A 23,337-nucleotide genomic window follows, 5' to 3' on the forward strand; every position below is an offset into this window, starting at 1 on the left:
CTTTGCGCCTGCCTCATGCTCGGTCAGGATGCCGATGATCTGCTCGTCCGTGAATCTCGTTCGCTTCATTGTCCGTCCTCAGGTTGGGTCGGACTCTAATCGACGGTGGAGGAAAAATCCCATGGCAGGTCAATGGTCGGAATGGCGTTGCAGGTTGATCAGCAGCCAGTTCGAGGCCTTGTGCGCCGCATTCCACGAATGGCGCGGTTTGACATGTTCGTATTTGCCGTCGCCCAGATGTTTGCGGGTCAGGCCGTAATGTTCGATATAATTGACCAGTTCCAGCTGCCAAATCGCGACCCCGGCCTGCACCAGGAACAGACCCAGACCCAGCCAGCCGCCCAGCAGCGCCGCAAGCGACAGCATCGCGGCTTGAAGCGCCCAGTAGCGCCAGAACGGGTTGCTGCGGTCAGTCCAGGGCTTGCCCTTACGGGCCAGCATCGCCTTTTCCGCGCCGAAGGCCGAGCGCCAGCATTGGCGCAGGACACGCGGATAAAAGCGGTGAAACCCTTCATTGTAGCGCGCCGTCACCGGATCACGCGGCGTGCCGATATAGCGGTGATGCACCAACAGATGCTCTGATCGGAAATGCGAATAAAGCACCATGGCCAGCAACAGATCGCCCAGCCAACGTTCCCACCGGGCCTTTTGATGCATCAGCTCGTGGCTGTAATTGATGCCGACCGTGCCGGTCATCACGCCGACCCCGAAAAACAACGCAACCTTCTCGCCGCCCGACAGGTGGTCTGTGCTTGTAGCGTACCAGATCAGCGCAAACAGCGAAGTGAACTGCAACGGCACCCAGATCAGTGTGACGAGGCGATACCAGAACAGGTCAGCGTCGGAAGTATCCGGATCGGCGTTCTGGGTGTTCAACCCAAAGGCCACATCCAGCGCAGAAAACAGAAACCAAGACGACACGGGCGGCAGGATCAGCCACCAGCCGCCTTGCGTTGCGCCCAGCCAGACCATCGGGATCAGCGCCAGCGAAAGCCAGAACGGCAGCGCGCGGCCGATCCTTGCCACCTCGGATGCTGGGAGTGTTGTCTGATCGGTCATGCCATGCCCCTTGTCGCGCCAAGTCTAGCGTCTGGGTGCGGCCCGGCAAAGGCCCGGATCAGGCATCTTTCGCAAGGTCAAACGCCTTGCGCATGACCGTCGGCAGGTCCGTGGGCCTGAAGTCGGGCGATTCAACAAATGTGCCGCGTAAGGGTGCCCGATCCATCGGCACAAGCGCCGTCTTGACCGTTAGGCGAAGGTGAAAATGCGTGAAAGTGTGGCGCGCCTCGGCTGGCACCTCACGCCATTCGGCGCGAATCGGCGGGTCCTCTTGCGGGGTCTCGCCCCAATCCGAACCGGGCCAGCCCAGCATTCCGCCCAGCAGCCCCTTGTCCGGCCGCCGTTCCAGCAGCCACGCGCCATCGACGCGGCGGGCAAGGTAAGCGATGCCCAGCCGGGTCGGCTTGCGCTTTTTGGGCAGCTTTTTGGGCAGTTCCGCTGCGGTGCCTGCCTCCCACGCGGCGCAGGCCGTTCGCCAGGGGCAAATCCCGCAGGCAGGTTTGCGCGGGGTACAGATCGTGGCCCCCAGATCCATCACCGCCTGCGCATAATCGCCGGGCCGGTCCTGCGGTGTCAGTGCCGTGGCCATCTGGGTCAGGATCGGTTTGGCCGTCGGCAGCGGCGTGTGTTCATCGTGCAGCCGCGCCATCACGCGCTCGACATTCCCGTCCACCACGGTTTCGGGCAGGTCAAATGCAATCGCGGAGACGGCCGCCGCCGTGTATGGTCCGATGCCAGGAAGGGACAGCAGCCCTTCGCGGGTATCGGGAAACACGCCTGCGTGATCTTCCGCGACGGCGCGCGCGCATTTCAGCAGGTTTCGCGCGCGCGCGTAATAGCCAAGCCCCGCCCAAGCGGCCATGACAGCTGCATCCTCGGCAGCCGCCAGATCGGTGACCGTGGGCCAGCGCGAGGTAAACGCCTCATAGTAGGATTTTACAGCCGCGACAGTGGTTTGTTGCAACATCACCTCGGACAGCCAGATGCGGTAGGGGTCGGGGCGAATGCCTGCACGCCGATCAGCCGGGCTGATGCGCCAAGGCATCCGCCGCGCGTTGCGGTCGTACCAATCAAGCAGGTCTTGCACCGGGGCGGGATCACGCAAACTTTAGCCTCCTTCAGGGCAGCGGAACAGATCGGGGCTGGTATGCGCCGCACGGCCCACTACAATAGCGACGAGGCAAGGGATTCAAGGCATGAGCCAACGCAACACCAGCACTTACGGATTCGCGCGCACATCGTCCTTGTTGCGCAGCCGGATCAGCAAGGCCAGCGAAAGCCGCGGTTTTGCGCAATCGCGTGTGCTGACCCATTGGGCCGAGATCGCCGGCGAAGACGTCGCGGCGATGTCCCGTCCGGTCGAGATCAGCTATGGCCGTAGCGGCATGGGGGCCACCTTGACGCTGTTGACCACCGGTGCCCAGGCACCGATGCTGGAAATGCAGAAGGAAACCATTCGGGGACGGGTCAACGCGGTCTACGGCTTCAATGCGATCGCGCGAATCCGGATCACGCAAACGGCGGCCACCGGCTTTGCCGACGGTCAGGTGCAATTCACCCATGCAGCCAGAGCCACCCCAAAGGTGCCCGATCCGACCATCACCCGCGCCGCCGCAGAGACTGCGGACGGTGTTGCTGACGAGGGGCTGCGCGCCGCTCTCGAACGGCTAGGACAGAATGTTCTGTCCCGGCCCAAACGCTAAAACACCAAACTGGAGGTCACGTATGACCCGCATTCTTTCCACCGCAGCCGCTGCGCTGTTTCTTGCAACCGCCGGGCTTGTCGCCGTTCTGCCCGCAACGACACGCGCGCAGACAGCGGCCGAAGACCCCCAGATCGAGATTGTCGAAATGGTGCAGGGTGCCGAGGACGCGCCGGTGACCGTGATGGAATACGCGTCTTTCACCTGCCCGCATTGCGCCAACTTTCACGAGGGGCCGTATAAGCAGCTTAAGGCGGATTATATTGATACCGGCAAGGTCAAGTTCGTCTTCCGCGAGGTCTATTTCGACAAATACGGCGTCTGGGCGTCGATGATCGCGCGTTGCGCGGGGCCAGAGAAATTCTTCGGCATCACCGAACTGATGTTCAAGGGCCAGAGCGAATGGGCCCGTGCGGGCGGCGATGGGGCCATTGCCGGAGAGCTGCGCAAGATTGGATTGCTGGCTGGCATTGAAAATGATGCACTTGACGCCTGCCTGAACGATGCAGGCAAGTTGCGTGCGCTGGTCGCATGGTATCAGGAAAACGCAACCGCCGATGATGTAAGCTCGACGCCCACGCTGTTCATCAATGGTGAAAAGCACCCCAATATGAACTACGCAGAGCTGTCGGCCCTGCTGGACAAAGCACTGTCGGAATGAACGTTTCGGCCCCAAACGGGCCGCTGGCCGGTCTGAAGGTCATCGAACTCGCCCGTATTCTGGCCGGCCCCTGGGCCGGTCAGACGCTTGCGGATCTGGGTGCCGACGTCACCAAGGTCGAGGCTGCGGCTGGCGATGACACGCGCGCCTGGGGCCCGCCCTTTATCGACCGCGAAGGCGAGCGGACGGCGGCCTATTTCCATGCCTGCAACCGCGGCAAATCCTCTGTCGTGATTGATATTGCAAGCGCCGATGGTCAGGCGGAACTGCGCGCTTTGGTCAAGGATGCCGACATCCTGATCGAGAATTTCAAGGTCGGCGGGCTGGCGAAATACGGGCTGGATTATGCCAGTCTGGTAAAGGTCAATCCCGGCCTTATCTATTGTTCGATCACCGGTTTCGGCCAGGACGGCCCCTATGCGCATCGGGCGGGCTACGACTATATCATTCAGGGCATGTCCGGGCTGATGTCGATCACCGGCGACCCCGATGGGCAGCCGCAGCGCGCAGGCGTAGCGATCACCGATCTGTTCACCGGGCTGTATTCGGTCACCGGTATTCTGGCGGCGCTGCACCAGCGCGGCCAGACCGGCAAGGGCCAGCATATCGACATGGCGCTGCTGGATTGCGCCGTCGCTGCCACCGCGAATCAGGCGATGAACTATCTGGCGACGGGTACGCCGCCGGGGCGTATCGGCAATCTTCATCCCAATCTGACGCCCTATCAGGTGTTTGACTGCTCGGATGGCCATATCATCATCGCGACCGGCAATGACGCGCAATACCGCAGGCTTTGTGCGGCCTTGGGGCTGGAGGCATTGGCCGAAGACCCCGCCTACCTGACCAACGCGGACCGCGTGCAAAACCGCGAGGAACTGACCCGGCACCTGACCGAAGCGACGCGCCGTTTCGACAAGCTGTCCCTGCTGGCGGCCTGCGAAGCACAGGGCATACCGGCCGGCCCGATCAACGACATGGCCGAGGTCATGGCCGACCCCCAGATCCAGTCCCGAGGCATGCAGATCGCACCCGAGGGCATCCCCGGCATCCGCTCGCCCTTCCGCTTCTCGGATGCCGATCTGGCACTGGATCGGGCGTCGCCAAAGCTGGGCAAGCCCTGAAGGGCGGACTGCCTGTTTTACGTAAGCCGTCCCCTTCGTCAGGAAAGGGCAAGGGACCGTCACAAGCGTGGGATCATAGTCGCGGCCACGACGATGCAGGACGCGTTACCGCCGGAAATCCGGGCAAAGTCAGCGACTAAAGATGCGTCTGCGCGAATTGCCGGTCCGGAGTTTCCAGATGCGGCGTCGCGTTGAACTGGGTCAGCGCAAGGCCGGTGGATAGCGGCTGCCACGCATGCAGCGACGTGTTCTTGATGGCCAGACAGGCATGCGAAAACGCCGCCATATCCAGCCGCATTGTCACCCGCATCGCCATGCCGATCAGTCCGCCCGAGGTCACGACAATGGCCCGGCCGTCTCCTGCGGAGATCTCGTGCAGCGCTTCACCGACGCGGTTTTCGAAATTGTCAAAGCTCTCCGGCGCGCCCTTCAGCATGCCATCTTTCCACGCCCCGAAAAGCTGTGGCAGGTGGTCGATGAACCCTTCGCGGTCCTCTGGCACCGTTTGACCGTGCTGTTCGGCAAATAACTGCGCCATGGTGAAATATTCCAGCTCGTTCAGGCGCGGATCGCGGACCGTTTCCGCGACACAATCAGGGTCGATGCCCTTGTTGGTCTCGACATGCCGCGTCAGCGTCCCGGTATAGCTGCGCGCAAATCGCTCGCCCGTTCCACGCAGATGCGCTCCCAGCCACCGGGCCTGCTGCCAGCCAAGATCGCTTAGCCGATCATAGTTGCGTTCGTCGCGGGCGGCGGTGTTGGCCTGACCGTGCCGGATCAGAATGACATGCGACATGTGAGTGCTCCGTTTCCTTGGGCTGACGCAATAGGGGAGCGTCGCGCGGAAGGGAAGGGTGGCAAAGGATTCCAGTTTCCATTTGCGTCCCTGCGGTCCGCCGGTGTTATGTCACACTCAGCAATCCGACATGTCGGCTGTGGGTTGCGCTGTCAGTCCGGTGTCGGAACGCGTCCATAAGGAAAGTGCCATGAAACAGGATGTAACGCTTCTGGATGGCTCTATCGGGCAAGAGCTGGTCATCCGTTCGGCAGAGCCGCCAACACCATTATGGTCGACCTCTGTCATGGTCGAGCATCCGCAGCTTCTGCGAGAATTGCACGATGCGTATTTTAATGCCGGTGCCACGGTAGCGACCACCAATAGCTACCCGGTCGTGGCCGACCGTCTGCGCGCGGCGGGGATTGAGGATCAGTTGGACGCCCTGCTGCATCTTGCGGCGGGGGCGGCTGTTTCGGCGCGCGATGCGCATGGGGCAGGGCGCGTGGCGGGTGCCCTGGGGCCGCTGGCCGCGTCCTACCGTCCGGATCTGTGCCCGCCTGCGTCAGAGGCAGCGAAGGCATACCGCCCCACCGTCGCGGGACTTGCGCCTTTCGTGGATCTGTTCATCGCCGAGACCATGTCCTCGGTCGATCAGGCCGATGGCGCGCTGCGCGCGATTGCCCGCAGCGGCAAGCCCGCTTGGCTTGCGCTGAGCGTGATGGATGAGGACGGCACCCGCCTGCGCTCTGGCGAGCAATTGGAAGAGGTGGCACCGATTGTCGCCCGTCACGCCCCGCAGGCCGTGTTGATCAACTGCACACGGCCTGAATCCGTGGCCCCCGCGCTGGAGATCCTGCGCAGGTTCGGCACGCCGTTCGGTGCCTTTGCCAACGGGTTTGTGCGGATCACGGAGGCGTTCCTGCAAGACCGTCCGACAGTGGACGTGCTTCAGGACCGCGTGGATCTGACTCCCGCCGCCTATGCCGATTTTGCCATGGGCTGGGTCGATCAGGGCGCCAGTATTGTCGGCGGCTGTTGCGAGGTTGGCCCTGCCCATATCGCAGAGCTGGCCATGCGGCTGCGTACCGCAGGTCACCGCATCGTTTGACTGAAAAATTATAATGCCCCATGCATTTTTGATACGCTGACGCATTGGGGGCAGGACACAGGTTGTGAGGACGCAGGCGAACAGCGGCGTTATGCCGTGGGCTGTTGATGGTGCCGCTGGACGCTGCGCAACATGCGCAGTAAGCACGCTGTCATGGCCAGCGATTACACCCCCCCGACCGATCCGCTAAATATCCTGCATGAAGACCACCAGATCGTAGTGGCCGACAAGCCAGCGGGCCTGCTGTCTGTGCCGGGCAAGGGCGAACATCTTGCCGACTGCCTGCTCACCCGGTTGCAAGAGGCCTTTCCCCAGACGCTGTTGGTGCATCGGCTGGATCGTGACACCTCGGGGGTCATGGTATTTGCGCTGACCCCGCATGCGCAACGCCATCTTGGGCTGCAATTCGAGAAGCGTCAGACGAAAAAGACCTATCTTGCCCGCGTCGCCGGGCGGCTGGAGCCGAAAACCGGTACGGTCGACCTGCCCATTGGCGTTGACTGGCCAAACCGTCCGCGCCAGATGATCGACCATGAAAACGGGCGCAATGCGCTGACCGATTGGCGTGTGATACGGGCGGATGATAGCGAAAGCCGCGTCCACCTGATGCCCAAGACCGGGCGGAGTCACCAGTTGCGGGTGCATATGCTGTCACTCGGCCACGCGATTCTCGGCGATCCGCTTTATGCCGCTGACAGCGTTGCAGAGCATCCCCGGATGATGCTGCATTCTGAAGAATTGCGCCTGCGTCATCCCGAGGGCGGCATCGGCATGAAATTCCGCAGCCCGGCACCATTTTAGGGACAGCCGTAGCGCGTTTCCGCTGTTGAAATGCCCTCAGGACGTCGCCGAGCCGGAGTGGGGCATAGCCCCACCCCGGCACGCCAGTCGACTATTCGGCGGCGTCGTTGGACCAGCCACCGACGGCTTTGACCTCCAGGAAATCCTCGATCCCCCAGACGCCGCCTTCGCGGCCATTGCCGGATTGCTTCATGCCGCCAAAGGGCGCGCCGGCACCCCGGCTCTGACCGTTCATCTCGACCATGCCGGACCGAAGCTGTCGCGCCAGACGGTTGGCGCGTGCGCCATCCTGCGTCTGGACATAGTTGGTCAGCCCGTAAGGCGTATCATTCGCAAGACGAACCGCGTCCTCTTCCGTCTCGAACTTCATCATCGACAGGACCGGCCCGAAGATCTCTTCACGGGCGATGGTCATGTCCGGCGTTACGTCGGCAAAGACCGTGGGGCGCACGAAAAAGCCGCGGTTCATGCCATCGGGCCGCCCCGGCCCACCTGCAACCAGCCGCGCGCCTTCGTCAATGCCCTTCTGGATCAGATCCTGGATCTTGCCGAACTGGGTCTCGTTCACGACAGGCCCGATATGGCGACCCTCTTCCGATGCAGGCCCCACGGTGACTTTGTTGGTAACCTCTGTTGCGGTTTCGACAGCGCGATCATAGGCGGACGCCTCGACCATCATCCGGCTGGGTGCGTTACAGCTTTGCCCGGTATTGTTCATCATGTGCAACACGCCGCGCTTCACGGCGGTTTCATCGGCGTCGGCGAAAATCAGGTTGGCGCCCTTGCCCCCCAGTTCCAGATGCGCGCGCTTGAGCGTATCGGCAGCGGATTTGGAAATCAGCTTGCCCGCACGGGTCGAGCCGGTGAAGCTGACCATGTCCACATCCTCATGCGCCGAAAGCTGAGAGCCCACGCCCGCGCCATCGCCATTCACAAGGTTGAACACGCCTGCCGGGAAACCGGCTGCATCCACCATCTCGGCAAACAGCAGCGCGTTCAGCGGGCTTTCCTCGGACGGCTTCAGCACCATCGTGCATCCCGCAACAGCCGCTGCGATCACCTTCAGCGTGACCTGGTTCATCGGCCAGTTCCACGGGGTGATCAGCGCTGCCACGCCCACCGGTTCATAGATGATACGATCGTTCGGCGATTGGTCGTTGAGCTTGCGGACGAAATCGAATTCCTTCGCGGCCCGGATGAAATTCTGGGTGTGGAAGGTTCCGGCACCGACCTGTTGGCTGCGCGCCATGTCAATTGGTGCGCCCATCTCGACGCTCATGGCCTGTGCCATTTCTTCCGCACGGTCGTTGTAGATCTCCAGCAGCTTCTCGACCAGCGCGATACGCTGCGCGGGGTCGGTTGCCATCCAAGCAGGAAACGCGGCTTTGGCAGCGGCGACAGCGGCATTGGTGTCAGCCTGTCCGCCCAGCGAGATCACCGCGCAGGGTTCTTCGGTCGTGGGGTTGATGACCTGATGATCGCGACCCTCTTTCGGATCCACCCATTCACCGTTGATGTAGAATTGTCTTTTCTCGATCATTGCTTGACCTCCTGAGTTTCCGCGGCACTCTGTCACTGCAAGACATAACCCGCAAGCGACCGGTTTTAACCCGGCTGCGGATAAATATATCATTGTTACAACGTTTCGCCTTCATACTCGCAAAGGAGTTTCCTCATGGGCTTGCGCATCAACGATACAGTACCTGATTTCACAGCAGAAACCGATCACGGAACGATTCAGTTCCATGACTGGATCGGTGACAACTGGGCAATCCTGTTCAGTCATCCCAAGGATTTCACCCCGGTCTGCACGACAGAGTTCGGTGCGGTTGCCCAGCTTTCCGACGAATGGGAAAAGCGCGGCACCAAGGTGATCGGCGTGTCTGTCGATAGCGTCGAAGAGCATAAGGGCTGGAAAAAGGATATCGAGAAGGTCGCGGGTACCAGCGCCGGTTTTCCGATCATCGCCGATGACGGGCTGGAAGTGTCCAAAGCCTTCGACATGCTGCCCGCCGAGGCCTATATGCCCGATGGCCGCACCCCGAATGACAGCGCCACCGTGCGCGCCGTCTTTATCATCGGGCCGGACAAGAAGCTGAAACTGTCGATGACCTACCCGATGAATGTGGGGCGCAACTTTGCTGAAGTGCTGCGCGCACTGGACGGGTTGCAGACGGCGGCCAAGCATACGATCGCGACCCCGGCCAACTGGAATGTCGGCGATGACGTGGTCATCCCCACCAGTTTCGACGAGGCTGCCGCGAAAGAGAAGTTCGGAGAGTTCAAGACCGTCCTTCCCTATCTGCGCATGGCCAAGACACCCGGCTGACCCAAATGTGACCTGATCGGTCCGGAGCGGGCACTGATGTCCGCTCCGGGCTTTTTTTGTGTTGTGATTATGGCATTGCCCTGATTCTATCCTCCGACCCATCAGGCATAGACGGAGGAACGGAATGACACGCGACAGCATGCAGCTTGGCGATGCGACGATCGCACCGGGAACGCGCCAGACGGTGGATCTGCCGGTCAGCGTGTTGTCGGATCACACGCCGGTCAATATGTCAGCGCATGTCATTCACGGCCGAAAGGATGGTCCGGTGATGTTCGTGTCGGCGCTGGTACATGGGGACGAGGTGATCGGTGCCGAGATCGTGCGCCGCCTGTTGCGCGCGGCCCCGGTGCAACGGCTGTCCGGTACGCTGATCGCTGTGCCGATCGTGAACGCATTCGGGTTCATTTCGCAATCGCGCTATCTGCCCGACCGTCGCGACCTGAACCGGTCCTTTCCGGGCCATTCCGAAGGATCGCTGGCCGCGCGATTGGCGCATCTGTTCCTGACGGAAATCGTTCAGCGCTGCGATGTCGGGATAGATCTGCATTCTGCCGCTGTGGGGCGCACCAATCTGCCACAGATCCGCCTGACGCCCGGCAATGACCGGCTGCGCGAATTGGGCGAGGCGTTTGCCGCCCCGGTCACCATGACATCGAAACTGCGAGACGGCTCGCTGCGGCAAGAGGCCGAGGCGCTTGGCGTTGACGTGTTGCTATACGAGGCGGGCGAAGGCCTGCGTTTTGACGAATATGCCGCGCGGGCAGGAGTGTCCGGCATCCTGCGGGTCATGCACAAGCTTGGCATGGTCGGGGCAAAAGGTGTGCCCCGTGCACGACGCCAGCCCGTCTATTGCGAGCGGTCAAGCTGGTCACGGGCACCTATGGGCGGTTTGCTGCGGACTTTGAAAGCCAGTGGAGACTATGTAGAAGAGGGCGCGGTTCTGGGTCTGATCTCTGATCCGTTCGGCGAGGCCGAGACCGAAGTGATCGCCGACGCGCCGGGCATCGTGATCGGCCGAACCAACCTGCCGATTGTCAACGAGGGTGATGCGCTGTTTCACATCGGATTGGCGAAGAAGATCGCCCATGCCGAAGCCGCGTCGCAAGGCATTGCCGAGACGATGGACGCAGCACCGCTGTTTGATGAGGACGAAATCATCTGAGAAACCACCCGTCTGGCGCTATGATTTGCGCCCGGCTGCGGTTCTGTAGATGTGTTTGGCCCCGGCGTGCCTTCCGGGACCAATGGCGCGCCCTTCCCTTGGGTGGAAGATTGCACCGGTATCTTGCTGAGTGTTGGGAGACAACATGGCAGCATTTTCGAACACGAGTTCTGCCCCAACGTTGCGATGATTTGGTTAGCAAAGGGTTAGCAAGCCGCGTCCCTCGACGCAAAAAAGGCCCCGGTTTTTCGACCGGGGCCTTTCGTGTCACTTAAACGGAGCGGCTTCAGCCGTCGGCGTTTTCGCTCTTTTTCTCTTCGGCGACTTCTTCGCCGGTTTCCTGATCGACCATCTTCATCGCCAGACGCACCTTGCCGCGATCGTCAAAGCCCAACAGCTTGACGAACACTTCCTGGCCTTCTTTCAGAACGTCCGAAGGATGGTTCAGGCGACGGTTCTCGATCTGGCTGACATGCACAAGGCCGTCACGCTTGCCGAAGAAGTTCACGAAGGCGCCGAAATCAACGATCTTCACGACCTTGCCCTTGTAGACCTTGCCCTCTTCCGGCTCCGCCACGATCGAATGGATCATGTCATAGGCCTTCTGGATGGCCTCGCCGTTGGGCGATGCGATCTTGATGATGCCGTCGTCGTTGATATCGACCTTGGCACCCGACAGTTCGACTATCTCGCGGATCACCTTACCGCCGGACCCGATCACTTCACGGATCTTGTCGGTGGGGATCTGCATCGTCTCAATACGCGGCGCGTGGACAGAGAATTCCGCAGCACCGGTCAGCGCCTTGGACATCTCGCCCAGAATGTGCATCCGGCCGTCCTTGGCTTGCGCCAGGGCTTTCTGCATGATCTCGGGCGTGATGCCCGCAACCTTGATGTCCATCTGCAGCGACGTGATGCCGTTTTCCGTACCCGCAACCTTGAAGTCCATGTCACCGAGGTGATCTTCGTCGCCAAGGATGTCGGTCAGGATCGCGTAAGAGCCGTCATCCTCAAGGATCAGACCCATCGCAACACCGGCAACAGCCGATTTCAGCGGAACACCCGCATCCATCATCGACAGCGAACCGCCGCAGACCGATGCCATGGAACTGGAGCCGTTGGATTCGGTGATCTCTGACACGATACGGATCGTGTAAGGGAAATCCGTCGCGGCAGGCAGAACCGCCTGAAGCGCGCGCCATGCCAGCTTACCATGACCGATCTCACGGCGGCCCGGTCCGGATACGCGGCCCACTTCGCCCACCGAGTAGGGGGGGAAGTTGTAATGCAGCATGAAGTTGGATTTGTAGGTGCCATGCAGCGCGTCGATCATCTGTTCGTCGTCGCCGGTGCCCAGCGTGGTCACGACCAAGCCCTGAGTTTCACCACGGGTGAACAGGGCAGAGCCATGCGTCCGGGGCAAGAAGCCGGTTTCGCTGACAATCGGGCGGACCGTGTCCAGTGCGCGACCGTCGATGCGCTTGCCTGTCTTGACGACATCGCCGCGCAGAACCGACGCTTCCAGCTTTTTCAGCGCGGAACCGAGGTTCGCATCCTCAAGCTGTTCTTCGGTCAGGGCCGCCTTGATCGCGTCCTTGGCATCGGCAACGGCTGTGGTGCGTTCCTGCTTGTCGGTGATCGCGTAAGCGGCCCGGATCTTGTCCTCGCCCGCCGCCTTGATCGCAGCATAAAGGTCCGAGTAATCGGGTGCCTGGAAGTCGAACGGCTCTTTTGCGGCTTCTTCGGCAAGGCTGACGATCAGGTCGACCACCGGCTGGATCTGCTCATGTGCGAAAGTGACGGCGCCCAGCATTTCCTCTTCGGACAGCTCGTAGGCTTCCGATTCCACCATCATCACCGCGTCTTTGGTGCCGGCAACAATCAGGTCGAGCCGCTGCTCTGGGTTGTTGCGCAGGTTCTGCATGTCCTCGACTTCGGGGTTGAGGATATAATCGCCATCCACATAACCCACGCGGCAGCCGGCAATCGGGCCCATGAAGGGCGCGCCGGAAATGGTCAGCGCAGCAGAGGCCGCGATCATGGCAACCACATCGGGATCGTTGACCAGATCGTGGCTGAGCACGGTGCACATCACCAGAACTTCATGCTTGAAGCCCGGAACGAAAAGCGGACGGATCGGACGGTCGATCAGGCGCGCGGTCAGCGTTTCCTTTTCGGTCGGACGCGCTTCGCGCTTGAAGAAGCCGCCGGGCACTTTACCCGCAGCGTAGTATTTTTCCTGGTAATGCACGGTCAGCGGAAAGAAGTCCTGACCGGGCTTGGGCGCCTTCGCGAAGGTGACGTTGGCCATCACGCTTGTTTCGCCCAAAGTGGCGATGACCGAGCCATCCGCCTGACGGGCAACCTTGCCCGTTTCCAGTGTCAGCGTTTCCTCGCCCCACTGCATTGATTTCGTCGTTACATTAAACATATATCGTTTCCTGTAGGGAGCACTCCCGGCCCTCCGGGTCTCCCGATTGCATAGCGGCCCCATTGCCGCCGACCCCATCATCATCGCATGCGCCAGGGTCAGGGCGTCACGTCTCAGATGCGCGGGCCATACATCAAGCGGGGCTTGATGGGAAGAGTTCATCGAAAGAGAGGCTTCAAAGGACCGTGTGTCAGGCGCAGTGTGACAAGGATCGGGGCGGCATTGCCAACTATACTTGTCCGCTGGCTGGTTTCATGCGGTCGTGATATGAGCGTGTAAAACTCGCAGTCAGAAGGTCCTGTACTCGTTTGATCCAGCGCAAGCTTCTGTCGTGCTTTGCCAAGGCATGTGATTGGTAAACAAAAAAGGAGAGCGATTCCATGTTCACCAACATTCTGGTCGCCGTGGATGGTTCGGAACATTCCCAACGCGCGGTCCGCTATGCAAGTGACATTGCCGAAAAATACAAGGCATCGCTGCACATCGTGCATGCGCCCCAGATTGAGATCAAGACCCTGTCTCTCGGCAGCGGGTCGCTGGGGGTCTTGCCAACGCATGAGCGTATTGAAGCGCTTGGCAAGCCAGTTATGGAAAAGGCGCAGGCTTGGGCCAAAGACGCCGGGCACGAAGCGGACGCGACCAGTATCCTGACGGGTGACACGACCGAGTCCATCCTCGGTTACGCCGAGCAGAACGGCGTGGACCTGATCGTCTCGGGAAGCCGTGGTCTAGGAAACCTCCGCGGCCTTCTACAGGGCAGTATCTCGCAGAAGCTAACTGCGCATTCGTCCTGTCCCGTTCTGACGGTCAGATAAATGATCTTGTGCAGATTTCGGAACGGCGGTCGAATGAGGTTTCGGTCGCCATTTTGATGTCACGCGTGACTTTCGGAGGTCGTTCTCAGGCAAACGCCCGCGCGGCGGCGGGCGTTTCCAATAGCAAATCCAGATTACGTCCGCTCGGCGAGGTGCCGACGAGGGCGTGGCTTAGCGGCGGATGCCCAGACGCTTGATAAGATCCTGATAGCGAGCCTCGTCGTTGGCCTTGAGGTAGTCCAGCAACTTGCGGCGCTGAGCAACCATCATCAGAAGGCCACGACGCGAGTGGTTATCCTTCTTGTGGGTCTTGAAGTGCTCGGTCAGCGTAGTGATACGCGAGGTCAGAATGGCAACCTGTACTTCGGGCGAACCGGTATCGCCTTCCTTGGTCGCGTATTCTTTCATCAGGCGTGTTTTTTCTTCAGCAGTGATCGACATCGGGGTCTCCTTTAGGGTTTGTGTGAATGGCGCGAGCCGGGATGTCGTCCAGCAAGGCCCGTGGAGCAGTTTCGCCCAGACAGATGCCGGGGCGAATGCGCGCGTATAGGGCAGATCGAAAAGGATGGAAAGAGAAAACGCGTGGCTTTTCCAGTACCGTGACAGGCGGCTGGTCTAAGGGCCGAACAAGCTGTTGGCGCTTGCCTCTGACATAAGGACGACTTGATTGACCGAAGGGGCGTCGTCACTGTTCATCCGGGCCACGACCACGCCGTTGACGGTCAGATTGACCTGCGAGGCATCCTTTTCATCCGGTTCGATCTGTATGTCTGGATCGACATCCGCCGCGTCGTCACCGTAAAGCACGACCAGCATGTCCTCGGCCGGGTCAAAATCCATCAGTTGGGCAGCGTCCTGACCGGTTTCTATCTGAGAGAAGTAGAAGCTGTCCGCGCCTTCGCCGCCGCTTGCGATGTCATCAGCCCCAGCGCGTATATGATCGTCGCCATCCCCGCCGTTCAGATAATCACGCTGGTCGTCCCGTCCGTCGAGCGTATCGTCGCCCCATCCGCCAAACAGGGTATCTTCGCCTTCGCCGCCGGTGATTCGATCGTCGTCATGTCGTCCGTGCAGCGCGTCGTTGCCGCTGCCGCCGTCAAGCGTATCATTGCCAAGGCCGCCATTTACCGAATCGGCACCCTGTTCGCCGAATATGATGTCGGCACCGTCATTTCCGTAAAGATCGTCCGCCCCGGTGCCGCCATGCAGCACGTCGTTCTCGTCGCCGCCATAAAGCGTATCGTCGCCGTCACCGCCGTTCAGCGTATCATCGCCGCCTTCCCCGCGTATCTGATCCTCGCCATCGGTGCCGTCTATCATGTGGTGCCCAGCGAAACCGTTCATCATTCGGTCTGCGTCATTGCCATCGATAACGTTGGCGTCGGCGGAACCTTCGTTGGCATAAGCTGCGGGTTCCGTGCGAATGAACTGATCGAGGGTTGAAGTACCATCAGTCGAAGGTTCGATAGCGTCCGTGCCGTCCTTGTTGACAACGACTGAAAGCGCATCCGCGCCGTCGGGTCTGGTAGCCTCTTCCTCATCATCTTTGCCTTCAGGAGGTTCCTGGTCGGTCAAACCGTCATCCGAAACCAGAACGACGGAACCAAGCACCATCATCCCCATCAAACCCGCCAACATAAGCATGACACACCCCGTAAATACCCGCTGACATGATTTCGCTGAGTGTCGAAGATTTCAACGCCCACTCTATAAGCAGGTAAATAGCGCGTTTAGGTATTGGTCATCTGCCAGATTTGCGGGTGAACCGTTTGGGGGGTGTGAGGTGGTTCGTCCATGTCGGGGACACTTCGAGGCCCGTTGGAGAAACGCGACATGCGCGCGCGTTTCATTGGTGGTCATGGTGGAGGGCGTGGATGGGACTGGCCGGATTTCTTTGAGATCGGCTTGTCAGGCCTCGGGAAATGGAAAGCGCTCGGTCGCGCTGCTGATATAAAGAGGATGGCCAGCTGACCCGTCCTTGTTCAGTTTCAAACAGTTGAGCGGCTTTCCGGTTTTTTTGAGCGCGTCCAGCGTCTTCCCGACGATTGGCACGAAGCGCTTATGTAGTTTTCCGTAGGCCAGCAGAACTTCCTCGGCATCCTCCACTTCCCGAAGAATGGCCGCAAGATTTTCTTGGCTGCACGCCAGTTCAGGGTCGTGTGGAACGTTCTTGGGCTCGGTGGCGCGCCAGTCCAACATGTTGGTCTTCACATATCGGGTGAAGCCCCACCGTCTGGCGAAGCCAACCTCCCTGTCACAGGTCGGGTCCGAAACCTCGGCCGTGGCGACAGAGGGATTTTGGCCGACGAACATGATGGTCCGCGGCTTTGTGCCCTCTGGCGTCCAGTCGCGGGTCAAGACCTGTCGGTACCGACCACATGGAGAGTAGGTCGCGCCACCGATCACACCGTCCGGAAGATTGATTCGAACCTTGCCGCCGGGATCGTGCAGCATGTGCGCCTCGTCGCCGAGATGCTTTTTCTTCAATTTTGTCATTCTTTCCTCCGATGAAGGAAACAGTCAGTAGCACAGGGGTTTCGTTTCATGTCCATGAAATTCATGGAAGAAACCACATTTTGGTGCGTGAAATGCTTCGCCCTTCGCCGGCGGGGGGGCTATCACAAAAACAAGTTGGCCGTCATCGGCACTCCACGTCCGCGAGAGGGCACGCCGTCAGAATAAAGCGCCACTGACCGGCCGCCCGCAATATCGTGTTCACGGCGCAACATGGGTCAAGACCTGACCTGCCGGGCTGATAAACACAAGCCGGAACGCGGTGTGATGCTCAGCGGACAAAAACGCGGCTCGGGTGCAGCTCGCCTGATTTGTAGCGGCCCACGGCAACGGCTTCACCGTCCATCGCCGCCCAGCATTCGTCGCCATATTCCACGCCGCTGGCCAACACCAAAGCCGGGTTGCCGTTGCGCAGACGCGCGGCGGATTCGGCGGGGCAGGTCACACAGGGCAGATCAACCAGACCCACCTCTAATGGGCGCAAATGCGCGTCAAGCGCGGGATCTTGCGCCAGTTTTTCGACCTCGTCCATTGTCAGCGCGCCGTCCAGATCAAAGGGGCCTGACCACAGCCTGCGCAGGCTGACGACATGGCCGTGGCATCCAAGGGCCGCCCCCAGATCGCGCGCGATCGAACGCACATAACCGCCCTTGCCGCAGGTCATTTCAAGCACCGCAGTATCGGCATCCGGACGGTCGGTCAGGAGCAGTTCCTCGACCCAAAGCGGACGGGCCTCGATCTCCATCTCTTCGCCGTCGCGGGCGCGCTTGTAAGCGCGTTCACCGTCGATCTTGACGGCGGAGAATTGCGGCGGCACCTGCATGATATCGCCGACAAAACCGCTCAACGCGTCCTTGATGTCGTCGTCCGTGGGGCGGGCATCGCTTTGCGCGATCACTTCGCCCTCGGCGTCATCGGTGTTGGTGGATTGGCCCAGCCGGACAGTGAACTCATAGGCCTTGAGCGCGTCGGTGATATACGGCACCGTTTTGGTTGCCTCGCCAAGCGCCACTGCCAGCAGCCCGGTTGCTTCGGGGTCCAGCGTGCCGGCATGTCCGGCTTTCTTGGCCTGCATCGCCCAGCGAACCTTGTTGACCACGGCGGTCGAGGTCAGCCCGGCGGGTTTGTCGATCACCAGCCAGCCGGAAATATCGCGTCCCTTGCGTTTGCGTGCCATAGGATCCTCAAGCTGTGTGGACAGGAAACGCGGGCCTAGCGGATGCCCGCTGCGGCGTCAATTCCGTTCAACCACGCCGATGATGGGCCCCAACCGCCAGCCAAAATCGCTGCGGTTCAGTTGCCGTGAATACATCCGCGAAATGTTGCCATCCAGAAACAGCGCGTTGGGCACATCCAGCACATCCCGGAACAGCAGGCCGAATTCGTGAAAGGTCACGGCGTTGTTGGAGATTGCAAACACGACGCGCTTGCCGTCAGGCCCGGTGCCGACACCGTTGCGGATATAGCGCGAGGTGCTGTCGGGCAGAAAGCGCGGGTGCAACTCGCCGTCGATCACCAGCATCGGGCCGGATTGCGTGGCAAATCGACACTCCGGGGCGCTGTCCACATAGTCCAGCGTTTCGAACACGTCGGCACGACCGTCGCGGATGCAGAACACGCCGTTGGGCAGAAGGCCAAAATTGCCGGGGCCTGCATTGGGAACCACGCGCATCTGTTCTTGCCCGTTTTCGACATAATGGCCGACGGGCGAACGGTCGTCATGGTACATGCCACCATTCATTGCAAAGCCAAGCGTCGCGCCCTCTTTGGCCAAAGCGTCGGAGATGGCGGAGAAATGCCCGTAGAGCGACCCATCGTCTGCATTGAGAAACAAACGGATCTCATCATTCGACACGTCCGCCTCGCAGATCGTATAGTCATTGCCTTCGTGAGACAGGTCGCGACAATCAAGGGCCAGTGCCGGACCGGCGATCAGCCAGGTAAACAGTGCTGCAAGGATTCCGCGCTTAGTCTTCGACATCGCGACGCACGTCGTCCTGCGAGAACAGCCTGCGCGTGTCATCCATCCGGTCGAATGTCTCGTCCAGACGGAACCGAAGCTCTGGCGCGTATTTCAACGTCAACTTCTTGGAAACGGCGCGTCGCAGCTCGCCCTGATTGCGTTTCAGCAGGTCCAGCACCACGTCCTGCCCCTTGCCGCCAAGCGGCAGCACATACGCCGTGGCCACCTTCAGATCCGGCGAGGTGCGCACCTCGCCCACCGTGATTGACATGCGATTGAGGTCGGGATCGTGGATATCGCCACGGGCCAGCACATCCGACAGGGTGCGCCGGATCAACTCGCCGACGCGAAGTTGCCTTTGGGATGGGCCAGCGCCCTCGGAGAAACGGTTCTTTGCCATGACTGGCCACATAGGCCTTTCGAGGGGCTTTGCCAAGCGGTCGCAGCTTCGATATGCAGGCGCAAAGCGAAGGAGAGCTGATGATGACGGACCTGCCGGGAATTGTGGTGACAGGGGCCTCTGGCCGCATGGGGCAGATGCTGATCCGGATGATCGGCGACAGCGACAAGATGCAGTTGACGGGCGCGTTGGAGCGACCCGGCCATGACTGGGTCGGTCGTGACGTGGGCGAAGCGATGGGCAGTGCGGCGGTCGGCGTGCTGGTCGAGGATGATCCGCTGGAGGCGTTTGCCCGCGCACAGGCGGTGGTGGATTTCACCTCGCCCGCCGCGACGGTGGAATTTGCGGGACTCGCCGCGCAGGCCCGTGCGGTGCATGTGATCGGCACAACCGGCTTGGCCCCCGAGGATCTGGAAGCGATCAAACACGCCGCCCACCACGCGGTGATCGTGCGGGCCGGCAATATGAGCCTTGGCGTCAATCTTCTGGTGCAGTTGACGAAACGGGTCGCCGCCGCGCTGGACGAAGAGTTCGACATCGAAGTGGTGGAGGCGCATCACAACCGCAAGGTCGATGCCCCTTCCGGCACGGCCCTGATGCTGGGCGAGGCCGCGGCCGAGGGCCGAGGCGTGTCGCTGAAGGATGTCTCTGATCGGGGTCGAGACGGCATTACCGGCGCGCGCAAGAAAGGCGATATCGGGTTTTCGGCGATCCGGGGCGGGGATGTGGTGGGCGAACATGACGTGATCTTTGCCGGGCCGGGTGAACGGCTGGTGTTGCGTCATCTCGCGTCAGACCGGTCCCTTTTTGCCCGTGGCGCGCTGCGTGCGGCGCTGTGGGGACAGGACAAGACGCCTGGTGAATATGACATGATCGATGTGCTGGGCCTGAACGACTGACGGTTGGGCGCGATGTGTTTGTGTCGCCGCGGTCCTGATGCGCGCTGCGTGTCGGGCGACGATGCGCGTATGAGCCTGTGGGCCAAGTCAAAGGAACGATGCGGTTGAGCCGTTAAGATCCATTTCACCAACGGGCCAAGGGTCGTCTGGCCGGCTGGCTTCATTATCGCCGCGATAAGGCGCACTCAGAAATCGACCGCCAGACCCTTGTTCTCCCAGTCGCCGTAGCGCACGGGTTCAGGCCCGTCTCTGCCGCCAAGTTCCTTGGGACGTGAGTTGCCGCTTGCTTCCGCCGCCTTGCGACGTTCCTCTGCCTCTGCCAATGCGCGCAGCGCGGCAGGGGGCAGGTCGGTCTGTTGGGACTCGGTCATTGCATATGTTCCCTTGTGGTCTGCCCCCTGATATACGCCCGCTTCGTCCGGGAGCAACCCCGGCCCTTGCCCGGAGAAAAGCCATGACCCAGCCCCCAAAACCGATGAGCGCGCGTCGTATGGCCTTGCGTCTGATCGAACAGGTGTTGGAGCACCGCAACCTTTTATCCGAAGCGACCCAAGGGCCAGCTTGGCAGGCAATGACCCCGCAGGACCGCGCTACCGCGCAGCGACTGGCGCTAGAAGTGTTGCGCGGGCTCGAACGTGCCGACCGCCTGTTGAAGCCGCATTTGCGCAAGGCACCGCCGGTTTTCGTGCAAAACGTCCTGCGGCTTGCCGTGGTGGAACTGTGCATGGGCGGCGCTGCGCATGGGGTGGTCAACGAAGCGGTGACGCTGGTGGGAGGCAATCCCAAAACGCGGCACATGAAAGGGCTGGTCAACGCGGTGCTGCGCAAACTGGTCGACAAGGCACCGGAAGAATGGGCCATTCTGCGTGTGCCGCGCCTGCCGAAATGGCTGCGCGGGCCACTGGTGGCGGCCTGGGGGGGCGAGGCGGTGCTGGCCATGGAGGCGGCGCATTTCGCGGGGGCCCCGCTGGATCTGACTGCAAAAGGCGACCCGCAGGTACTGGCCCAGGCGACCGGTGCCACTGTCCTGCCCACCGGATCGGTCAGGTTGGCGTCAGGCGGGCAGGTCTCGGCCTTGCCGGGCTATGATGCAGGCGATTTCTGGGTGCAGGATGCCGCAGCTGCCTTGCCCGCGCGCTTGCTGAGCGCGCAGCCGGGCGAGGCGGTTCTGGACATGTGCGCGGCACCGGGCGGCAAGACCATGCAACTGGCCGCGACCGGGGCGTCCGTGACGGCGTTGGATGCGTCGGAAACGCGGATGGGCCGGGTGCGCCAGAACCTTGCGCGCACGGGCTTGGACGCCACGATCGTTGTCGGGGACGGGCTGGAACACGCGGGCCGCTACGATGCCATCCTGCTGGACGCGCCTTGTTCTGCGACCGGCACCATTCGGCGCCACCCCGACCTGCCATATGCCCGCGAAGGCGACGATATTGGTGCGTTGATCGCGCTGCAATCGGCGCTGCTGGACCATGCCATCGGACTACTGAAGCCCAATGGACGGCTGGTTTTCTGCACATGTTCGCTGATTCCCGATGAGGGCGAATGCCAGATCGAAGAGGCGCTTTCCCGCCATTCCGGTCTGAAAACCATCAAACCGGAATTGTCCGGTATCGACCCCGATTGGATAACAGAAGAAGGAGGGCTGCGGCTGCGGCCCGATTATTGGTCCGAACAGGGCGGTATGGACGGGTTCTACATGGCGCTTCTGACACGCGTCTGAATCGCGCAAATTTGCCCTGCATTCCAAGGTGACTTCGCGTCGGTTCACGGCTAGACTTCGCCCGGAAAGCGGCACGGTAGAGGCCGCCACGAAATTGAGCGCAGGGCGATCAATGGCCGACCCCGAAAGCTGGTCAGCGCGGCGGACGCGTTGGATGAACCGATTGCACGCGCGTCTGAGCGCGCGCGCCGCAGCAGCCACGGCATTTTCCCAAAAACCAGAGCCTCGGACCATCGGAAGCTATGCCAAGGGACGTCAGTTGATCGCGGGGAACCTGCAATTCGGTGGTCATCTGCTAGAGGCCAAGGGCGCAATGCTCTGGGATCTCGACCCGCCCGATGCCGCCTTCGAGGAAGAGATCCACGGCTTCGTCTGGCTGGATGATCTGGCGGCGGTGGGCGATCCGGCAGCACGAGAGCTTGCGCAGCGTTGGCTTTGGGGCTGGATTGTGCGCTTCGGGCGCGGAAAAGGGCCGGGCTGGGTGCCGGAGCTGACGGGCCGAAGGTTGATTCGCTGGACCCATCACGCGCTGTTCCTGCTACGCGGGGCCGAGGGCCTACAATCGCAACAGTTTTACCAAAGCCTAGCGCATCAAAGCAACTTTCTGGGCCGCCGCTGGCAGGCCGCGCCCTCCGGCGTGGCGCGGTTCGAGGCGCTGACCGGGCTGCTTTATGCCGGTCTGGCGCTGGACGGCATGGGGCGCTACGTGCTGCCGGCCCGATCTGCGCTTGGAACCGAATGCCGCAGTCAGGTTGATGCGCAGGGCGGGATTCCGACCCGCAACCCTGAAGAGTTGCTAGAAGTCTTCACCTTGCTGACCTGGGCAAGTGCTGCATTGGATGAGTGTGGCAAGGTGCCCGAAGCGCCGCATCTGGATGCGATTGATCGCATTGCGCCGACGCTGCGCACCTTGCGCCACGCAGATGGCGGGCTTGCGCGGTTTCATGGCGGTGGGCGCGGCCTTGACGGGCGGCTGGATCAGGCGCTGGCGATGTCGGGTGCCAAAAACCGGCACGCGGACGGGCTGGCGATGGGCTATGCACGACTGTCAGCCGGACGCACCAGCGTGATTGTTGATGCCGCAGCGCCACCTTCGGGGACCGCTTCGCTCAAGGCGCATGCATCCACCCTCGCGTTCGAGCTGACCTCGGGACGCCGTCCGCTGATCGTCAATTGCGGGTCTGGTGCAGTCTTTGGCGAGGATTGGCGGCGGGCCGGACGCGCCACCCCGTCGCATAGCACGCTGACGCTGGACGGCTATTCCAGCGCGCGGTTGGGCAAGGCGGGAAAGATCGGCGCGGCGCGGCTTGAGGCGTTGGCGGACATCCCGCGCGACGTGCCGATCCAGATCACGCACGCCCCCGATGGCATCCGGTTCGAGGGCGGGCATGACGGCTATCGCCGGACCCACGGGCTGACCCATGCCCGCACGCTGGAGCTGACCTTTGATGGAAGCGGACTTGTCGGCGAAGACCTGTTGATCGCCTTGGACGAGACAGACGAACGGCAATTTGACAGGCGATTGAGTGCGGCGAAGACCATAGGCATCCCGTTCAAGCTGCGCTTCCACCTGCATCCCGAGGTCGACAGCGCCGTTGATCTGGGGGGATCTGCCGTGTCGCTGGCGTTGCGATCGGGCGAAGTCTGGGTGTTTCGGCATGAAGGAAGCGCGGAATTGGCGCTTGAGGCGTCGGTTTATCTGGAAAAAGGTCGCCTGAGGCCCCGCGCGACGAAACAGATCGTTTTAACTGGCCGAAGCATGGGGTATGCGACGCGCATCCGATGGTCGCTGGCCAAACCGCAGGACACCAAAGTCGCGATTCGCGATCTTGCCCGCGACGACATCGAGGTATCGACCTGAAGCTGA

The 23,337-nt window shown here is 61.4% G+C and carries 22 protein-coding genes and 1 pseudogene; 11 read left to right on the forward strand and 12 right to left on the reverse strand.

The window, feature by feature from the left end:
• Positions 1-132 precede the first annotated feature (132 nt).
• A pseudogene (locus tag ACN0WV_RS05075) lies at positions 133-1,059 on the reverse strand (alkane 1-monooxygenase); the annotation flags it as partial.
• A gap of 58 nt (positions 1,060-1,117) precedes the next feature.
• The gene (gene mutY / locus ACN0WV_RS05080; protein ID WP_417604129.1) at positions 1,118-2,164 is read right to left on the reverse strand and encodes an A/G-specific adenine glycosylase; all 1,047 of its coding nucleotides are present in this window, start codon (positions 2,162-2,164) and stop codon (positions 1,118-1,120) included.
• Between the two features lie 91 nt (positions 2,165-2,255).
• Here mutY and ACN0WV_RS05085 point away from each other — a divergent pair, with 91 nt between their 5' ends.
• The 3 genes from ACN0WV_RS05085 to ACN0WV_RS05095 are packed head-to-tail and all read left to right on the forward strand — an operon-like array spanning position 2,256 to position 4,544.
• Complete coding sequence (locus ACN0WV_RS05085; protein ID WP_417604130.1) at positions 2,256-2,762, forward strand: DUF721 domain-containing protein; 507 nt, start codon at positions 2,256-2,258, stop codon at positions 2,760-2,762.
• A 22-nt stretch (positions 2,763-2,784) separates the two neighbouring features.
• Complete coding sequence (locus ACN0WV_RS05090; protein ID WP_417604131.1) at positions 2,785-3,423, forward strand: DsbA family protein; 639 nt, start codon at positions 2,785-2,787, stop codon at positions 3,421-3,423.
• Positions 3,420-4,544: a CaiB/BaiF CoA transferase family protein gene (locus ACN0WV_RS05095; protein WP_417604132.1), complete on the forward strand. Its 1,125-nt coding sequence runs from the start codon at positions 3,420-3,422 to the stop codon at positions 4,542-4,544. The genes ACN0WV_RS05090 and ACN0WV_RS05095 overlap by 4 nt, the downstream gene beginning before the upstream one ends.
• Before the next feature lie 136 nt (positions 4,545-4,680).
• Here ACN0WV_RS05095 and ACN0WV_RS05100 read toward each other — a convergent pair whose 3' ends face one another.
• On the reverse strand, positions 4,681-5,340 hold the full coding sequence (locus ACN0WV_RS05100) for a histidine phosphatase family protein (protein WP_084351525.1): 660 nt from the start codon (positions 5,338-5,340) through the stop codon (positions 4,681-4,683).
• A 190-nt stretch (positions 5,341-5,530) separates the two neighbouring features.
• Here ACN0WV_RS05100 and ACN0WV_RS05105 point away from each other — a divergent pair, with 190 nt between their 5' ends.
• Both ACN0WV_RS05105 and ACN0WV_RS05110 read left to right on the forward strand, forming a co-directional pair.
• Positions 5,531-6,430, forward strand: a complete 900-nt coding sequence (locus tag ACN0WV_RS05105) for a homocysteine S-methyltransferase family protein (protein WP_417604133.1) — start codon at positions 5,531-5,533, stop codon at positions 6,428-6,430.
• A 153-nt stretch (positions 6,431-6,583) separates the two neighbouring features.
• Positions 6,584-7,231 (forward strand): RluA family pseudouridine synthase, encoded by a 648-nt coding sequence (locus tag ACN0WV_RS05110; protein ID WP_084351530.1) that lies wholly within the window; start codon positions 6,584-6,586, stop codon positions 7,229-7,231.
• Between the two features lie 91 nt (positions 7,232-7,322).
• Here the strand turns inward: ACN0WV_RS05110 and ACN0WV_RS05115 are convergent, their stop codons facing one another.
• On the reverse strand, positions 7,323-8,771 hold the full coding sequence (locus ACN0WV_RS05115) for an aldehyde dehydrogenase family protein (protein ID WP_417604134.1): 1,449 nt from the start codon (positions 8,769-8,771) through the stop codon (positions 7,323-7,325).
• Positions 8,772-8,906: 135 nt separating this feature from the next.
• Between ACN0WV_RS05115 and ACN0WV_RS05120 the strand changes: the two genes are divergently transcribed.
• Positions 8,907-9,560, forward strand: a complete 654-nt coding sequence (locus ACN0WV_RS05120; protein WP_084351536.1) for a peroxiredoxin — start codon at positions 8,907-8,909, stop codon at positions 9,558-9,560.
• 124 nt (positions 9,561-9,684) lie between these two features.
• A complete protein-coding gene (locus ACN0WV_RS05125; protein ID WP_417604135.1) occupies positions 9,685-10,725 on the forward strand; it encodes a succinylglutamate desuccinylase/aspartoacylase family protein in 1,041 nt (346 codons plus the stop codon).
• Between the two features lie 286 nt (positions 10,726-11,011).
• On the opposite strand, the gene pnp is transcribed toward ACN0WV_RS05125, so the two are convergent.
• Entirely contained in the window at positions 11,012-13,156 is a 2,145-nt protein-coding gene (gene pnp, locus ACN0WV_RS05130; protein WP_084351541.1) for a polyribonucleotide nucleotidyltransferase, read from the reverse strand.
• Positions 13,157-13,536: 380 nt separating this feature from the next.
• On the opposite strand from pnp, the gene ACN0WV_RS05135 reads away from it, so the two are divergent.
• Positions 13,537-13,971 carry a universal stress protein gene (locus tag ACN0WV_RS05135; RefSeq protein ID WP_417604136.1) on the forward strand — a complete coding sequence of 145 codons (435 nt, stop codon included), beginning with the start codon at positions 13,537-13,539 and terminating at the stop codon, positions 13,969-13,971.
• Positions 13,972-14,142: 171 nt separating this feature from the next.
• Here ACN0WV_RS05135 and rpsO read toward each other — a convergent pair whose 3' ends face one another.
• The 6 genes from rpsO to rbfA form a co-directional block, all read right to left on the reverse strand.
• Positions 14,143-14,412 carry a 30S ribosomal protein S15 gene (gene rpsO, locus ACN0WV_RS05140; protein WP_084351546.1) on the reverse strand — a complete coding sequence of 90 codons (270 nt, stop codon included), beginning with the start codon at positions 14,410-14,412 and terminating at the stop codon, positions 14,143-14,145.
• A gap of 174 nt (positions 14,413-14,586) precedes the next feature.
• Entirely contained in the window at positions 14,587-15,615 is a 1,029-nt protein-coding gene (locus tag ACN0WV_RS05145; protein ID WP_417604137.1) for a calcium-binding protein, read from the reverse strand.
• Positions 15,616-15,879: 264 nt separating this feature from the next.
• On the reverse strand, positions 15,880-16,467 hold the full coding sequence (locus ACN0WV_RS05150; RefSeq protein ID WP_417604138.1) for a DUF1643 domain-containing protein: 588 nt from the start codon (positions 16,465-16,467) through the stop codon (positions 15,880-15,882).
• A 289-nt stretch (positions 16,468-16,756) separates the two neighbouring features.
• Positions 16,757-17,662, reverse strand: coding sequence for a tRNA pseudouridine(55) synthase TruB (gene truB, locus ACN0WV_RS05155; protein ID WP_417604139.1), 906 nt, complete (start codon positions 17,660-17,662; stop codon positions 16,757-16,759).
• Positions 17,663-17,719: 57 nt separating this feature from the next.
• Positions 17,720-18,466, reverse strand: coding sequence for a phosphodiester glycosidase family protein (locus tag ACN0WV_RS05160; protein ID WP_417604140.1), 747 nt, complete (start codon positions 18,464-18,466; stop codon positions 17,720-17,722).
• Positions 18,453-18,848 carry a 30S ribosome-binding factor RbfA gene (rbfA, locus tag ACN0WV_RS05165; protein ID WP_084352191.1) on the reverse strand — a complete coding sequence of 132 codons (396 nt, stop codon included), beginning with the start codon at positions 18,846-18,848 and terminating at the stop codon, positions 18,453-18,455. The genes ACN0WV_RS05160 and rbfA overlap by 14 nt, the downstream gene beginning before the upstream one ends.
• Positions 18,849-18,931: 83 nt before the next feature.
• Here rbfA and dapB point away from each other — a divergent pair, with 83 nt between their 5' ends.
• Positions 18,932-19,747 (forward strand): 4-hydroxy-tetrahydrodipicolinate reductase, encoded by an 816-nt coding sequence (gene dapB, locus ACN0WV_RS05170; RefSeq protein WP_417604401.1) that lies wholly within the window; start codon positions 18,932-18,934, stop codon positions 19,745-19,747.
• 185 nt (positions 19,748-19,932) lie between these two features.
• On the opposite strand, the gene ACN0WV_RS05175 is transcribed toward dapB, so the two are convergent.
• The gene (locus tag ACN0WV_RS05175; protein ID WP_417604141.1) at positions 19,933-20,118 is read right to left on the reverse strand and encodes a DUF1674 domain-containing protein; all 186 of its coding nucleotides are present in this window, start codon (positions 20,116-20,118) and stop codon (positions 19,933-19,935) included.
• Between the two features lie 83 nt (positions 20,119-20,201).
• Between ACN0WV_RS05175 and ACN0WV_RS05180 the strand changes: the two genes are divergently transcribed.
• Both ACN0WV_RS05180 and ACN0WV_RS05185 read left to right on the forward strand, forming a co-directional pair.
• Entirely contained in the window at positions 20,202-21,470 is a 1,269-nt protein-coding gene (locus tag ACN0WV_RS05180; protein WP_417604142.1) for an RsmB/NOP family class I SAM-dependent RNA methyltransferase, read from the forward strand.
• Between the two features lie 112 nt (positions 21,471-21,582).
• The gene (locus tag ACN0WV_RS05185) at positions 21,583-23,331 is read left to right on the forward strand and encodes a heparinase II/III family protein (RefSeq protein ID WP_417604143.1); all 1,749 of its coding nucleotides are present in this window, start codon (positions 21,583-21,585) and stop codon (positions 23,329-23,331) included.
• The last annotated feature ends 6 nt before the right edge of the window (positions 23,332-23,337 follow it).

Origin of the sequence: Primorskyibacter flagellatus, assembly GCF_048268605.1 — a bacterium.
In the GTDB taxonomy this organism is placed as follows: Bacteria; Pseudomonadota; Alphaproteobacteria; order Rhodobacterales; family Rhodobacteraceae; genus Primorskyibacter; species Primorskyibacter flagellatus.